The following is a 15732-nucleotide window of genomic DNA, read 5'->3' as shown; positions in this document are numbered from 1 at the left end:
TTTAAACCCGCTTTTAATGCAACAGCTTAGCAACTGAGTTACCAAAAGCAGTACACAGGACTTTGTTACCAAAAAATGTACTTTAAAAAGTTTGGCGCCTTTTACAACAGAAAAGCCGCCCTGTAAAGGCGGCTTTTCTGTTGTTTGTAAGCTGATGATTATTGCGTTAATAGCTTGCTATACCGGCTCTATAGTCTTGTCTTTTTCACGTAAGCTGTTAATGTATTCTGAAGGCAACACACCATACTCTTCGCGGAAGACCTTTGAAAAATAGGCGGCATTGTTGAAGCCCACCTCGTATGCTACGCTGGCTATGCTGAGCTTGCTTTTCTCAAGTAATTGTACTGCACGCTTAAGCCTAATTGTACGTATGCAATCTACCGGTGTTTTGCCTGTTAAGGTTAGCAGTTTTTTATACAACGACACACGGCTCAAATTGAGATGCCTGCTTAGTTCCTCTACCGAGAAATTGATATTAGTAATATTTTGCTCAATGTAATCCAGCGCCGCTTTCAGGAACTTCTCGTCTTCAGATACAACTTTAATATCCTTTGCATTGACGTCTCGTTGTTTCTGATACGTTTGCTTCATGGTTTTTTGCATCCGCAAAAGGTTCTGAATCTTGGATAACAATATCTCGAAGTTAAACGGCTTAACAATGTAATCGTTGGCACCGCTTTCCAGTCCGCTAAGCTGGTCCTCCTCGGTGCTCATAGCCGTAAGCAATATTACCGGTATACCGTTTGTACGGCTGTCGCCTTTTAATTTCCTGCAAAGCTCAACACCCGTCATCTCAGGCATGCTTACATCACTTACAATCAGTTTAGGGTGTAACGCAAGCGCTTTTTGCCAGCCATCTTTACCGTTTACCGCTTCTATAATGTGAAAACTGTTTTTCAGGTTGTCTTTCAGGTAAAAGCGCAGGTCATCATTATCCTCAATCAAAAGAATGGTAGGCTTTTTAGCCGAGCCGGGCCCTGCCGGCTCCGCCTCGATTGTTTCAGGTAAAATAACTTCTTGCTCCGTCACTTCAATTTGCTCCTGCTGTTCGTCATACTTCACTCCCACCGGCAGCGAAACAGTAAAACAGCTTCCGTAATCCGGTTCGCTCTCGAGTTCGATACTTCCGCCCTGCATTTTCACAAATTCCCGGGTTATAGAAAGCCCGATACCGCTGCCTTGATTAAGCAGGTTTTCGGGCATATCGTCCTGAAAAAAGCGTTCGAATATTCTTTCTTGGTTCTCTTTGGCTACGCCAATACCTGTATCAATTACTTTTATCTCCAGCAAGTTTTTTCCTGATTTTCCATCAGGGTTGTTGCTCATGCTTATCATAACACTTACGTGTCCGCCCGATGGTGTAAACTTAAATGCGTTTGACAGCAAGTTGAAAAGTATACGTTCTATTTTATCATGATCAAAGTCGGTTATATAAGCGCAAACCTCACTTTCTACCAGAAACTGTATCTGCTTTTGCTGGGCTACATCTTTAAACGACGATGACACCTCCCGTACAAACTGGATAATGTCGCCCTTCTTCAAGGAAAGCTTCAATTCGTTATACTCCATTTTACGGAAGTCTAAAAGCTGGTTTACCAGGTTAAGCAGGCGTTTGCCGTTGCGTTTTATGGTGAGCAACTGATTTTGCTGCTCAGGCTTTTCCGTTACCTTGATAAGATTGTCAATCGGCGAAAGGATGAGTGACAGCGGCGTGCGAAACTCGTGGCTTACGTTGGTAAAGAATTTTATCTTCATCAGGTCAAGCTGATGCATGCGGCGTGCTTCTTCGCGTTCTTGTGCAATTTTGCGTTCGGCTTCTGCTTTTGCCTGTGTCGCTTCAAATTCGCGCTTGAGCTTTAATATGCCACGGTGCCTGCTGAACAACAGTATACCTACCAGCAGTGCAAAATAGCAGGTGTAAGCCAACGGCGATTTAAAAAATGGAGGAAGCACTGTAATTTTAAGTGATACCTCCTCATCATCATCGTTTTGTGCACGTACTTTAAACACGTAATCACCAGCGTCCAGGTTGGTGTAGGTTGCTTTTTTTTCCGGACCGGCAACCGTCCAGCGGTTGTCAAAGCCCTCCAGTTTGTACTCGTACTTTATTTTTGCGGGGTTAAAGTAATCGCATGTGGCAAATTCAATATCAAACACATTTTGATCATGCCCTAGTGTCAGTTCTTGAATTTCTGATAACGCTTTTTTCAGTACTACCTTGCCGTTTACCGAGTCGCCCACAGCTACGGTTTTGTTGAACAAGTTCAGATCAGTAAATAGTATATTCGGGTTAGCTTTATAGGTACTTACCACAGCCGGATCAAATATGTTGAAACCGTTTATTCCGCCAAAAACAAGTTCCCCGCTTTTTAGCCGCATAGCAGCATACAAATTGAAAGCCCGGCCTTGCAGGCCATCTAATTCGTTATAATTATTAATGTTTACTTTATACTTACCGCCAACGGAAGTAAGTACTATACTGGATAAACCGTTGGTGGTACTCACCCACATTTTACCCTCCTTATCTTCAATTATGTTCGAAACATTATTAGCAGGCAGGTTAATACCTTCCTCTATGTTAAGAAAGTGGTTGGTTTTGGTATCCAGTATGCTCAAGCCGTCTTTAGTTCCTATCCACATAAGCCCCTGGCGGTCCTGCATTATCGTGTTTACATCATTACCTACCAAGCTGTTCAGGTTTTTAGGCTTAGATGTATAATGCCTTACCTTCCCGGTTTTGTACTCTATTACATCAATGCCTTTATCTCGACCAATCCATTTATTTTTATCCCGATCTTCGTAGATAACCGCGGTATAGTCAGACACCATCGGATACCTGGGATGCTTGAAGGTATTTGTCTTACGGTCTAACACGTTCAAACCACCCATAAACGTACCCACCCATATATCTCCTGCGGCATCCTGCAGTATGCTGTAAACGCGGTCGTCGGTTATTGTTGATGGATCTTTTTCGTTGTGCCTGTAATGCGTAAATGTTTTACCGTCATAGCAGTCCAATCCGCCAAAGTATGTACCTATCCAAAGCTTTTGGTCTTTGTCTATAAACAAGCGCACCACAATGTCATTAGACAAGCTGTTGCTGTTTTGCGGATCGTGTTTGAAGCGTGTGTACGTGTTTGTAGCCCTGTTAAAGTATAGCAGCCCGTTGCCGTTGGTTCCTATCCATAAATTCTGTTTAGCATCCTCTTCAAAGCTGTTTATATCCTCAAAAGGGAGGCTCTTTGGATCAGATGTAGAATGCTTATACAGCGGGAACTGCATAATGCCGCTGTGATAATAGTTTATACCTTGCTTAAAGGTACCTGCCCATATGATGCCGGTGTTGTCTTTATAAAGATATAAACTGTTCCCGCTGATTGATTTTGAGTCTGAAGGCTTACTGAGAATGTAAGATATTTTTAAAGTGACGGGATCGATAACATTAATACCGCCATGATCAGAGCCTATCCAGATCTTATTATCATCAGCTTCTATCACACTGGTTATAACGTTTGCATTCAGCCGGTACCCGGCGGCATCTTTGCTGAAGTGCACCATGGTATTGGCCTTTGTGTTGTACATAAAAGCACCAATAGCGCCGGCATCAGAACACACCCAAAGGTTTTCCCTGCTATCCATCACCATAGTGTAGTTGCGTAACGGTGCCTTATTGGTTTTAAAAACACCGTCAAAACTCCGCAACACCTTATGTTCGCGTGTATCCAGCTGCTCTATAAAGCCGTCATTGTAAATAAGCCATAGTCTGTACGGCTGACTTACAACAACATCCATCACATGGTCTGAGTGTAGTGTTACCTCCTGCCTGGTATCAGTACCGTAATGTACGGTGTTGTTATTTTGCGGCTGGTAGCAATAAACACCTTGTTTTGCGGTAAGAAACCAAAAACGGCCGTAGTTGTCTTTTTGTACTTTTACTATTTGAGTTGTTGGTATTTTATATTTTGTTGCTTCCCGCGAAACATCTGAAAAGCTTTCCGTTACCGGGTCATAAACACTTATGCTGCTGTGCGTAAAAACCCATAACTTGTTGCCCGGGCCTTCGTTAACGTGCATTACATGATTTTCCCGAAGAGAATTAGGATTGCGACTATCACGTTTAAATACTTTGAACTTGTGCCCGTCATACCTATTAAGCCCCGATGTGGTGCCAAACCACATAAAACCTTTCTGATCTTTAAAAATGCAGTTTACCTGGTTATCTGACAGGCCGTTGGTAATATCCAGATGCGAGAACTGGTACGTGTCTTCCTGAGCGTGCAAACACTGCATTGCAACAAAAAAAAGCACAAGCAACAAGGAAAATTTAAATCGCATAGTTTGTAATTGGCCGCGGTTGATGCAGGGGATGGTGTATCAAACCGCGACCCTAATATACTAATAAATGTAAATGCAACATTAATAATTGTTTACATTATCAGAAATACAAGTTATGAAACGACACCTATTTTTTCTTGTTAAGCAAATTATCTGCCGCCATAATTAGGAAAAGATAATCAGAGGTTCCGCCTCCCAGAACATACTCCCCTTGTTGCCATAGGTAAGGCCATTTTAGAAGCTCAGGAAAATCCGGCCGAATAAGCGCTGTACCAGAGGCCACCCCACCCGGGATGTACGACCAATCTGCACGGTTAAAACCATAAGCAGTTGTCATGGATCGGGCACCTACACCCGAAGCGAATGATGAAGTATTTGATCCCGGATGACAGCCGAGTATGAAGTTGATAGAGTGCAGCATATAGTTATCTGTAAAGATATCCGGAAAATTGGTGTACAAGAAGTATTGCTTGTACCCAAAGTTTTGAATACCCCAGCCTGCACCCCAAATGCTTGGTTCGTATGGCACACCGTAAGGCGTCTTCTCCCCTTGCTGCTGAATTTTGGTGTAAAGCTTCCTGACACCATCAGTAATGGTACGTTTATAATTAGCGTCATCTATCAGGTTAATGGTACGGCTCACCATCCAACCGTTATAATCAATCCCCTGAGCTATAACTGCCGTATTGGCTACAAGGAAATCTGAATAATGCTTATCTTTTGTGGTGATGTATAACTCAACAGCTAATGGTATCCGGCGCGATGCATTAGCGCTGCTGTTATCCTTCCAAACCTGCTGTGCTATTTGCATGCACTGCGCGGACAAAGTATCGTTGTAGCCCTTCATTACCCGGCTTGCGGCGGCCAGCGCCACAGCAGTTTGTATGGCGCGCGATGGGTTATCTTCTGTAAACACCCACCGGTCATCTGCAGGAGCTGGCGTGTTAAGGATGGGGTCAGTATTCTTTGCGTTAGTTATGTAAGGTTTGTTATCTGTTAGGTTTGCGGCATCGCCAAGCAGTACGTATTGCCTTATGGTTGGCTCTATAATGCCCCGGTAAAACCTACCCATCGCCTGGTAGCCGCCCGTTATGGACAACAAACCATGCTCAATTTGCTGCAAAATATCCGGCTTACCATCAGGTTGTTGTATTTCTACCAGATGGTTAGTCTGATCGATGGTTGTGTTATCATAATCTATCTTGAACTGCTCATAAGCCAGCGAAAGCCCATGAACGGTTTCTGCCTGCGACTCTACCCTCAAGTCGAAGTCTCCCGCGTCATGCCATGCGCCACGGTTAAGATAAGGAACATTGTCACCCGGCTTGTACTTGGTTAGCGTACTATGCCCCTGTATATAGCCGTCAAAGTGATTGGAATCTGTAGGTGCCATACGTGCATCATCCATGTGGCAGAGGCCGTGCCATACGCGGTACTTTTCGTTCACGCGCATGTGGCACATCTGGGCGGGCAAAAAGTACTCCAGCGTGGGTTGCCAAACATCAGTAGTAAATACATTTTTGCTGATCTGGAACGGTTCTGTTTGATAGCTGCCATATTTAACCACATACATCCCTGGCCTGGTAATGCTGGTGAAATCCAGCCGCAGGTAATGGTAACGCAGGAAGTCGCCCCAATCTGCAGGTGCAGCTTTTATCACAGTCTCGAACCCGCCGTTTTCATTCACCCGAAGCAGTGATGCCGTTAAACGGCGTTTATCATGCTTGTCCAGTTCTATCACCGCCATTTTTTGCTGCAGCGGATGATAACCCACCTGCGACACCTGTACCACAGGCGACGATTGCCAGCCTTCAACGGCATTTGGCGTTACCAGCCACTCTATAGCATTCTTTACAGCGCCTTTTGCAATGAGCGAACGTACCACAAACCAGCCGTTATTGTGCTTCGCACGGCCGTCCAGCAGTTGCAGGTTGCTGTCTTTCAGGTTTTCAATGACCATGCGCTGAGCGTCAGACTCTGGCGCAATCGTTAGCTTTTTACCTGTGGCAATTGGCGTTACTTCATTCTCGCCGTATTTGCTCTTATACATCTGGCCGTTTGCCTGTTGCGGAAATATGCCGAACTGCTTATCCATATAAAAGGACTTGCCGAACAGTATGCCGGGGAACAGCTCTATGTTAAACCCCACCCTGCCTATCCAGTCATCAGGCAAGGCTTTGTCCAAATCGATAATAATCTTAAAAGCTTTACCTACCGGCTGTACTCGGATGGTATAAGCGAAATTAAGATCAGGATAGATGATTGGGTTGAAGCCCTTACGGTTGATTTCCGGATTAGGGTACTCCATACGCACGCTTACTTCGCCCTTAGCTTTGTCTATTACCCGTTTACCTACTTTTGGTATTGGCGACCATTGCCCGGGCGTAGGTTCCAGACGTAGGTCTCCGTTGGTAGCTGTACGCTGCCCGTTTTGGATGATGCCTACCCCACCCTGATGGCCTTCTGGATAAAAGTCATGAGCCAGCATCACGTTAACACCCTGGTATTCCAGGTATTCAAGGTTGTTGAGCACCATGCCGCCGGCATTCTTTTTTACCTGGGCCTTTACCTGCGATGCGCCTATTAGGAACGTTAAACAGGCAGCAGCCAAAATTCTTTTTGTATACATATATAGTTGTAAAAGCTACGTTAATTAGTTATTTCTTGTGGGTTGGTTTGGCATCCAGCTGAGCTATGCAGTTCATCAGCGCCCGTAAGGTATGATACGTACCTTTCCATATTTGCCCTTTTAGGGCCATTTTGTACTGCGGTTGCTTATCCAAGCCACCTTGGTACCAGTCGCCGTGCTCGTGGTCAATCAGGTAGGTTTGCGTGTATTGCCAAAGCTGTACAAACTTGCCATAGTATTGATGCTTGTCGTTCGGAAAATACCTACTCATCAGCAACAAGGTGTTAAGCCCTTCTGCCTGTGCCCACCAATTCTTAGTGTCTGCTAATATGGTGATGCCGGACTTGTCTTTAAAGTAATAACCTTCATCGTAAAAGCCGCCTATTTTACTGTCCCAGCCGTTATCCAGCGCGTGATCAAGCATTTTTTTACCGAGGTTAAGCACTGCGGTGTCGTGTTTGTTACCGAGTACTTCGGTAGCTTCCAACATAAGGTAAGCGGTCTCTACATCATGTCCAAAGGACACATGGTCTATGCTGCTGTATTTACGGATAGCCGCCTCTGATGAATCGCGGTTACTAACGGGTGTCCAGTCATCCTGGAAGAAAAGCTGCAGGTAGCCTTTTGGGTGGATAATCTTTGTTTTTAGCAAATCAAGCATCTCCTGCAAACGGGTACGTAAAAGAGGGTCGGGCCATACCTGGTACAGCTCTGTGAAAGACTCCAGCAAGTGAATGGATGTGTTCTGGTCCTTGTAACCGGTCTCCGCATTCGGGCGGATACCTGCCGGCCGTCTTATTGGGGTGCCGTCGCGCTCCATGTGCTGGAAGTAGCCTTTGTTAACCGGGTCATGGCTGTGCTGCTCCAACCAGGCGAAAGAACGTTTAGCCAGATTAAGGGCAGCCGTATCATGCGATTGATGATAATAAGCCGCTAGCGCATACAGGGCAAAAGAGTTTCCGTAAGCTTCCTTAGACGCAAAGCTGCCTTGTTTTGAATTGCCCTGCCTGTCTGTAAAGGTATAAAAACCGCAGTACTGCTTATCCCAAAGTACATTCTTTAAGAATAGAAAACCATGTTTTGCGCCTTCTGCATAGTATTTTACTTTGGGAAACTGTTCTGCCGCCTTGCTGTTGCTCCATACATGACGAGCCTGGGTCACTATCATCTTGTCCTGGTTACCTACAGGTTTAAAATCGTAGCTGAAGCTGCTCAGGAATCCGCCGTATAGTGTATCAACTGCTTTAGGGTACCATGGCTTAAGCAATTCATCTACCATGGAATGTTTCATCTGAGTTGATATTTGCGCGCGGGTTTGGGCGTGACCTTCGCCACACCAAAAAGCACACAGCAACACTACACTTTTTATAAAATTCGACCTCATAGGCAAAGAATAGGTTTATTAAGATGCAGGCAGGTTGCAGCATTTTGTTCATAATAAAGGCAGGATAAAATTATTGTAAATGACGGGTAGCGGGTAACACGTATGTTAAAAAGGATGGAAAATATGTTAATGCTAAACTATCCCGGTGGCTAAGACCACTGCATCGAGTGTTGCTGTTTCGCTTGAAACAGGTGAAACACTAAACAGGCGTTTGAAACAACTTAGGTTTGAAAATCAGCGCTTTATAAATCAAAAACATTGAAAGCGAAACACTCCGAAACATCAGCAATAATTCATAAACTATTGATTACTAATGCAGTATAATTGATACAACCTAAAGGAGTATTCCCAACCGAAACACTTAATCCTGGAGTTAAGGTAAATTTATTAGAGCTTGTTGCTATTCAGCTTAGGGTTCTGGCTGGCGTTTACCTGGTACGTGTAAACCTGGTAATTTTCATCCACTTCTACTATGCGGTAGCCTTTATAATCGGTGCCCCAGTTGCCGCCAATGTGCGAATCAAAAAAGTGCGGAAACTTGTTACCGGTGTAGCGAACGCCGTCCAGCAGGTGATCGTGGCCGTGGAAAGTGGCCTTAACATTTGGATAGCCGTGCAGCAATTCCATGGTCTCCGGACAGTCTACAAAAACATCATCTTTTAACCACATTACCGGCGGAATATGCAGGATTACAAAAACCAGCTTTTTCGACCTGAATTTCTCCAGTGATGCTTTAATAAAGGTGTTATCCGGGCAAACATATTTACCTTGTGTATCGGCAGTGTTGGCCAGCACAAAGGCGATATCGCCATGCTCTACCGTGTAACGGTCCTCATAACCAAATACGCTTTTCCATAGCTGCGCATCGGCACGGTCGTGGTTGCCGGGAATGGTATGGTAAGGCACGCTGAACTTGTCCAGGTGTTTAGATTTTATTACCGGCAGTAAATCGGTACGATCGTGTACCAGGTCGCCATTTACAATCACCATATCCAGGTGATTTGCAGCATGATCTGCATTCAGCCACTTTACCATATTAGCAGTGTTCTCTTCGAAAGGTGTACCCGGTTGCCCGTAATGGATGTCCGACGCAAGCGCGAACCGCAGCTTTGGTTTCGCACTGCCATTACGGCGATAACTAGTACCAATGTTTGCAAAACTATTTACAGCCGGCAAAAGAGTGAGGCCAGCCGCTGCGGTAAAGGTTGTTGCAATAAAGTTCCTGCGTGAGCTCATGAGTTTTTTGGTAAAAATAGCTGAGCCGTGTTAGGCTTGTGTAAGTTGAGAGTTAACGTTTGCGTTCAACAAACATGGCTTGGTAGATATACGACAACTCAAACTAACAAGGCATTTATTTACCAAGCTATAACTGCCAATGTTATAAATGGAAGAGCAAATGAAAATAAGACAAAGACAATCGATATTGTTTTTCCTTTACGATCACTTAAATTGGACATCAGTTTATTATGGCTTCTAACATTTTCTAATCTGCCTTTAGTTACATAAATATACTTGTATAAAGCCATCAAGAGCAAACCAACTATTACGCCTGGTATCATGGGAATGCCTCTATCATGCCTACCAGTTATAAAGAAGTCGATAATTTCTATTAATGAAACTAACCATAATACGGACACCAATCCGATTGCATAAATGGCACGCTCTGTTGCTGTACTCCAACTAAGCTGTTCCTGTCTGTCTTCGAACCATTCCGTTAAGTATAGTATTAAAAAATCTATTACTTTCATCTACTCATGATATTTAAAAAAGCATCGTGCGTCTTGCAATAGATCTAACTTGATCTACCTGATAATAGTCACCGACCCTGACCGTATGCCCTGCCCTTGCTTCAGGTCTATAACATAGTAGTATACGCCTGGCTGCAGCAGTTTACCATTATAGGTGCCGTCCCATGGTATACTGTAGCCTGTTGATAAAAACACCTGCTGCCCCGCACGGTTGTAAATTCTTACCGTACAATTTGGGTAGAGTTCAATTTTTGCCAGCTTCCAGGTATCGTTAAAACCATCACCATTTGGCGTAAATGCATTTGGCAGCACCATGGCCAGTGCACCCCTTGTTACCGTCACCAAGTAGGTTTTCCTGCTTTTACCATCTTCGGCTATAACCACAACAAATATTTGGTTTTCGCCATCAGTAAGTACTATATCCTGTGATGCACTGCCGCTTGCAACCGGCACACCGTTTACGGTTACTGTAGCAAGCTGATTACTGGTTACAGGCGTTAAGTTGATGGTGCTCACATCATTTTTCACCAACACCTGGTAAGACAATCCATTGGTGTTAAATAACGGACTAAGTGCACCCTCGCTTGGCGTAAGCGACACAAGGCTGGCGTTAGTCGATGGTGGCCGTAGTTCGCGCACTACATGTATGCTATATGTCTTTTCGGTTCCGTCGGCGGCTTTTACCAGCACCAGGATAGTATTGTTGCCTTCGTTTAGCAGGATGTCGCCGGATGCTGAGCCGCTGTTTACTGTTGACCCGTTTACACTTACAACCGAATTTGCGTCGGCTAAGGTTGGTGTTACCCTGATCCTGTCAACGGCGTTAAGTACAACAACCTGGTAATCTACCTCTGTGGCTGAGAATGACGGCGAGAGTATCCCCGCGCTAAGTTTCAGGTTGCTGAGGTTAGCATTGCTGCTAAACGCACGCCTGATTACTACTTTATATGTTTTTGTGGTACCATCTGCAGCGGTAACAATAACATCTACATTGTTATTACCCGGAGATAACGCAATTGGCCCCGACGGAACACCACTGGTAAGCGGCAATTGAAGTGCCTCCATTGTGGCGCCGGGATCACTCGTGGTGGCTGTAACTGTGGTGCTTACAGTAGTATTTGGCACATCTACAAAATACGCTGTCACTCCGGATGAAAATACCGGGGTAAGCGTGCCGGCAGTAATACTAAGGCCGGTCAGGTCCGCGTTGGACGATTTGAGCCTGGTAACGGTTACCGTATAGGTTTTGGTTGCCCCGTTTATAGCAGTTACTACAATTGTTATAGTATTTGTCCCATCAACTAACGGCAGGTTTGAGGATGGCGTACCATTGGCTACCACGCTGCCATTAACTGTTATACCAGCGTTGGCGTCCGCAGCCGTCGGCGTGACGTTTATACCCGTTACCACATTAGCTACAGTAGCTGTATAGCTTATTATGGAGCCATTAAACACAGGATTGAGCGTACCATTACTTAATGCAAGGTTGATTAAGTTGGCATTCCCGGAGGCTTCCCGGGTGACCGTCACCGCATAAGTTTTCTGAGTACCATTTTCGGCTATTACAACTATAGCAACAGGGTTATCACCAACAACAAGCGGGATGATCCCTGAAGGAGACCCCGATGGAACCGTGGTACCGTTTATTGTAATGGTTGATGTGGCGGCTGCAGCAGGCGCTGTTATAGTTATACCGCTGATGGTATTAGATACTCCGGCTGTGTAAGTTATTATACCCGCGGAAAATGAAGGACTTAAGCTACCGTCACTTAGGGTTATACCAGCAAGATCGGCATTGGACGACTTTTCACGCGTCATCGTAACGGTGTAGTTTTTAATGGTTGTACCATCCTGCGCGGTTACTTCTACCACAATGTTGTTTGGCCCGACTTCTAATGGGATATTTTGCGACGCTGAACCGCTTGCAACAGGATCGCCATTTACCTTAATGGTGGCGTTGTTATTAGCCGCGGTTGGGGTAACGCTTATTGATGTAATGTTATTTAGTACAGTTGCGCTGTAACCTGTGGTTCCCGACGTAAAAGCAGGATCTAAACTCCCGGTGCTAAGCTCTAGTGCAGAAAGATCGGCATTGGAGGATTTGGCCCTTGTTACGGTAACCTCGTAAGTGGTTGTACTGCCGTTTTCCGCAGTAACAACAACATTTATCACGTTATCGCCCACACTCAAATTAATATTTTGCGAGGCCGTACCACTGTTTACCAACACGCCAGCGACTGTTACGGTTGCCTTGGTGTCACTGGTTGTTGGCGTAAATTTGATTGCTGTTGTGGTATTAGCAACAGTTACAGAATATTGTGTTGTAGCAGCATCAAAAGACGGGCTTAACGTTCCTGTGCTGGTGGTTAATGCTGCTAAAGCTGAGTTGGAGGATGGCAGCGTACGGGTGACGTTAACGGTATATTCTTTTGTTGTGATGCCATCGTCAGCAGTCACCGCTACCTTAATTACATTTAGGCCGGCAGCGAGAGCAATAGGCCCGGACGGAGTAGCATTTGCAACAGCTTTACCCTGCACCTTTATTTTTGCCTGAGCGCTTATGGCGGTTGGCGTCAACGTAATAGAAGCGGCTGAAGTGGAACCTGCGTAAACTGCTGTGGTGGGGTCAAACACCGGGGTAAAATCAAAAAGCGGACTTGGAACCAGAGAGCTTAGTTTAGCCTCTGATGAATGCTCCAATACAGTTATACTAAGTGTTGCTTTGCTGCTGCCACCTGTATTGTAAGCAGTAATGGTGTAGCTTTTTGCAGGGCTCAGGGCAGTTGGGGTGCCGCTGATGGTGCCCGTTTTGGCATCGAACACCAACCCGGCAGGCAAGGCGGGGCTTATTTGGTAGCCTGTAATGTCTATTTTCCTGATAGCGCCGTTCCCCTGGTCTGCCACATACAAGTGCCCAAACCGGTCAGCAACCACCCCCATGGGTAAGTTAAAATTCGTTTCGGTCCCTATACCATCTTCCAGGCCATAATATCCATTACCGGCCAGTGTAGTAACATCTCGGGAAGGTGCAATTTTTCGTATTTTACTATTATAAGAATCAGCAACATATACATTGCCCAATGCATCCACTGTAACACCATGTGGCCTGAAGAAAGCGGCTGATGTGCCATTAAGGTCGTCAACATCCTCTGCCCCGCTCCCGGCATAAGTACTTACAACACCATTCTTAGTTACCAGGCGTATAACGTTGTTACCTTTGTCTGCTATGTATACGTTACCTGCCGCGTCGCTTGCTGCACCAATAGGATCATCAAACTTTGCAGACGAAGCAGGGCCGTTTAAAAGGCCTGTTACATTGTTGCCTGCGTATGTAGTAACGTCTCCGTTGATGTCAATTTTACGGATTACATCATTATCACCATCGGCTACATACACATTTCCCAAAGCATCTGTGGTGGTACTATATGGCGTCCTGAACTTTGCTCCGGCAGCAGGTCCGTCCACATAATCGTATTCACTTGTACCCGCGTATATACTTACCAGCCCCGCACTTGTAATTTTACGGATCAGGTTGTTCCCGGTATCCGCAACGTATACATTACCGAAAACATCAGTACTCAGGCTCCAGGAACCGATAAAACCCTCTGATGATGGCGCGAAAACCGACTTTACGCCAGCCGGAGTGATTTTTACGATTTGGTTATTACCGTAGTCTGATACATAAACGTTTCCTGCAGCATCTGTTGCAACTCCTGTCGGTCCGTTAAGGCCGTCAGCAAAAGTGGTTACCTCAGCAAAACGGTTGGCAGGCACAGCGCCACCGGTATTAACAGGCGATAAAGGGCTGATAGGCGCGCCTAAACTATACACCTGCGGCGTTTGATAGCTGATAACCGGCGCTTGTGGCACTGGGGGTTGTGCCTTGTTCACCAGTACCTTGTACGTTAACAACGTTATGCCATTCTTGTCAACAACGTCAACTGAAATGGTGTTACCGCCTGTGTTCAAAGCTATACTGCCGGATTGTGCGCCACTTGCCTGCAAAATGCCGTTGACCTTTACCTTTGCAGTAGCATCTGTAGTTACAGCCGTTACCCTGATGGTACCCGTGGTACTAGGAACTGCTATGGCATAATTCCTTTTTAACGGATTAAACGCAGGGCTTAACGGCCCGGCATCTACTGTAAGGCTGCTCAGCGTAGCGTCGCTGGTTATTTCCCTCACTTCAAGGTTTACAATTGCTGTGCTGCTACCTTTTGCATTGTAGGCGACTACAGTGTAATTAGTTGCAGGGCTAAGCTCTGTAGGGGTGCCGCTAATAATGCCAGTGGTTCCATCGAGGCTTAAACCTGCCGGCAGCCCGGGGTTAATGGTGTAGCCTGCTGCAGCCACTTTACGAATGATGTGTGAGCCTTGATCCGCTACGTAAACGTTGCCAAGACCATCTGCAACTATACCGTCCGGGTACCAGAAAGTAGCCTGTGTACCCACCAGGTTATCTGACCCGTATTCGCCGGCTTGTCCCGCAAGGGTTGTTACATTACCTGAAGGTGTAACTTTGCGAATAAGATTATTACCGGCATCGGCAACGTAAACATTGCCTGCTGCATCTGTTGTGAGTGCTTGCGGAGCCGAAAAGCTGGCAGTCAATCCTGAACCGTTATCAGCTCCGGCACTTCCGTTACCAGCCGGAGTTGTTACCTGCGTCCCTGATATTTTACGGATGGCGTTATTAGCCTGATCGGCTACAAAGATATCTCCGGAGGAGCTGATGGTGATACCGAATGGGTGGTTAAACTTTGCCTCGGCTAATGTACCGTTAATAAAACCTTGCCCGGCCTTACCAGTAAGTGTAGTTACTATTCCGTTGGATATTTTACGGAGAGCATTATTATTCAGGTCTGCCACGTATACATTGCCAGCAGCGTCGACAGCTACTCCGGCAGGAAAAGCAAATGTTGCCAGCGCAGCCGGACCTTCATCATAACCAAAGCTTCCCTCACCGGCAAATGTACTCACCGCACCTGCGGGCGTAACCTTTCTGATCAGGTTGTTGCCTGCATCAGCTATGTATATGTTATCTGCAGCGTCTACTGCTAAGCCGGTAGGATTTAAGAGGCCTGCGGCGGCGGGAACGAAAGTGGTGACAGCACCCGCGGTTGTTATTTTGCGGATGAGGTTGTTGCCATAATCTGCAACGTAGGTGTTTCCTTTTGAGTCTCGTGCAATCCCATACGGCTGGTTAAACTTAGCCAGGTTGCCAGTGGCATTCATAGAACCCGCACTGTTTGGTGAACCAGCAAAAGCCGACACCTGGCCGTATACGGTAGCCGGTACTGCACCACCTGAGTTGTTCGGTGACAGGTTACTTATTGCCCTGCCAAGCATATATACTTTTGGACCCGCAGGATAGATTATATTTGGCGCCTGCGCAAAACAGACGGCTGAAGAAAAGATCAGGAATAATGAACGTAAAAGTTTCTTCATTTATAAACCGGGCGGGTGCTACATTCCATTTAGTACAAACCAAAACATCAGCTATTTAAAGCATCAGCTTACCTTGCTATACTAAGGCAATTACTTAATTTTTGTTAACTGCGGGGTTATGGGGCATTCGCCTGCAGTTAGGTCATTCAATAGCCGACGCACACCTTACCTATATGAGTAAGGCTGTT

General features: G+C 45.7%; 6 protein-coding genes. All 6 read right to left on the bottom strand.

Going from position 1 to position 15732, the window contains the following annotated elements; translation table 11 throughout:
* Positions 1 to 177: 177 nt before the first annotated feature.
* The 6 genes from AC59GT_RS14935 to AC59GT_RS14910 all read right to left on the bottom strand — a co-directional run bounded on the left by AC59GT_RS14935 (position 178) and on the right by AC59GT_RS14910 (position 15544).
* Positions 178 to 4290: a two-component regulator propeller domain-containing protein gene (locus AC59GT_RS14935; RefSeq protein ID WP_497238372.1), complete on the bottom strand. Its 4113-nt coding sequence runs from the start codon at positions 4288 to 4290 to the stop codon at positions 178 to 180.
* 172 nt (positions 4291 to 4462) lie between these two features.
* Positions 4463 to 6964, bottom strand: a complete 2502-nt coding sequence (locus AC59GT_RS14930) for a glycoside hydrolase family 9 protein (RefSeq protein WP_497238371.1) — start codon at positions 6962 to 6964, stop codon at positions 4463 to 4465.
* Positions 6965 to 6992: 28 nt separating this feature from the next.
* Positions 6993 to 8255, bottom strand: a complete 1263-nt coding sequence (locus tag AC59GT_RS14925) for an AGE family epimerase/isomerase (protein WP_497238370.1) — start codon at positions 8253 to 8255, stop codon at positions 6993 to 6995.
* A gap of 480 nt (positions 8256 to 8735) precedes the next feature.
* Positions 8736 to 9584: a metallophosphoesterase family protein gene (locus AC59GT_RS14920; protein ID WP_497238369.1), complete on the bottom strand. Its 849-nt coding sequence runs from the start codon at positions 9582 to 9584 to the stop codon at positions 8736 to 8738.
* Positions 9585 to 9703: 119 nt separating this feature from the next.
* Positions 9704 to 10096 carry a hypothetical protein gene (locus tag AC59GT_RS14915; RefSeq protein WP_497238368.1) on the bottom strand — a complete coding sequence of 131 codons (393 nt, stop codon included), beginning with the start codon at positions 10094 to 10096 and terminating at the stop codon, positions 9704 to 9706.
* 54 nt (positions 10097 to 10150) lie between these two features.
* Positions 10151 to 15544, bottom strand: coding sequence for a cadherin-like beta sandwich domain-containing protein (locus AC59GT_RS14910; RefSeq protein ID WP_497238367.1), 5394 nt, complete (start codon positions 15542 to 15544; stop codon positions 10151 to 10153).
* Between the last annotated feature and the right edge of the window lie 188 nt (positions 15545 to 15732).

The sequence above is a fragment of the Mucilaginibacter sp. 320_HR genome, assembly GCF_059691875.1.
The sequence above is the reverse complement of the archived record's forward strand: the minus strand, read 5'-3'. Positions and strand labels throughout refer to the sequence as shown.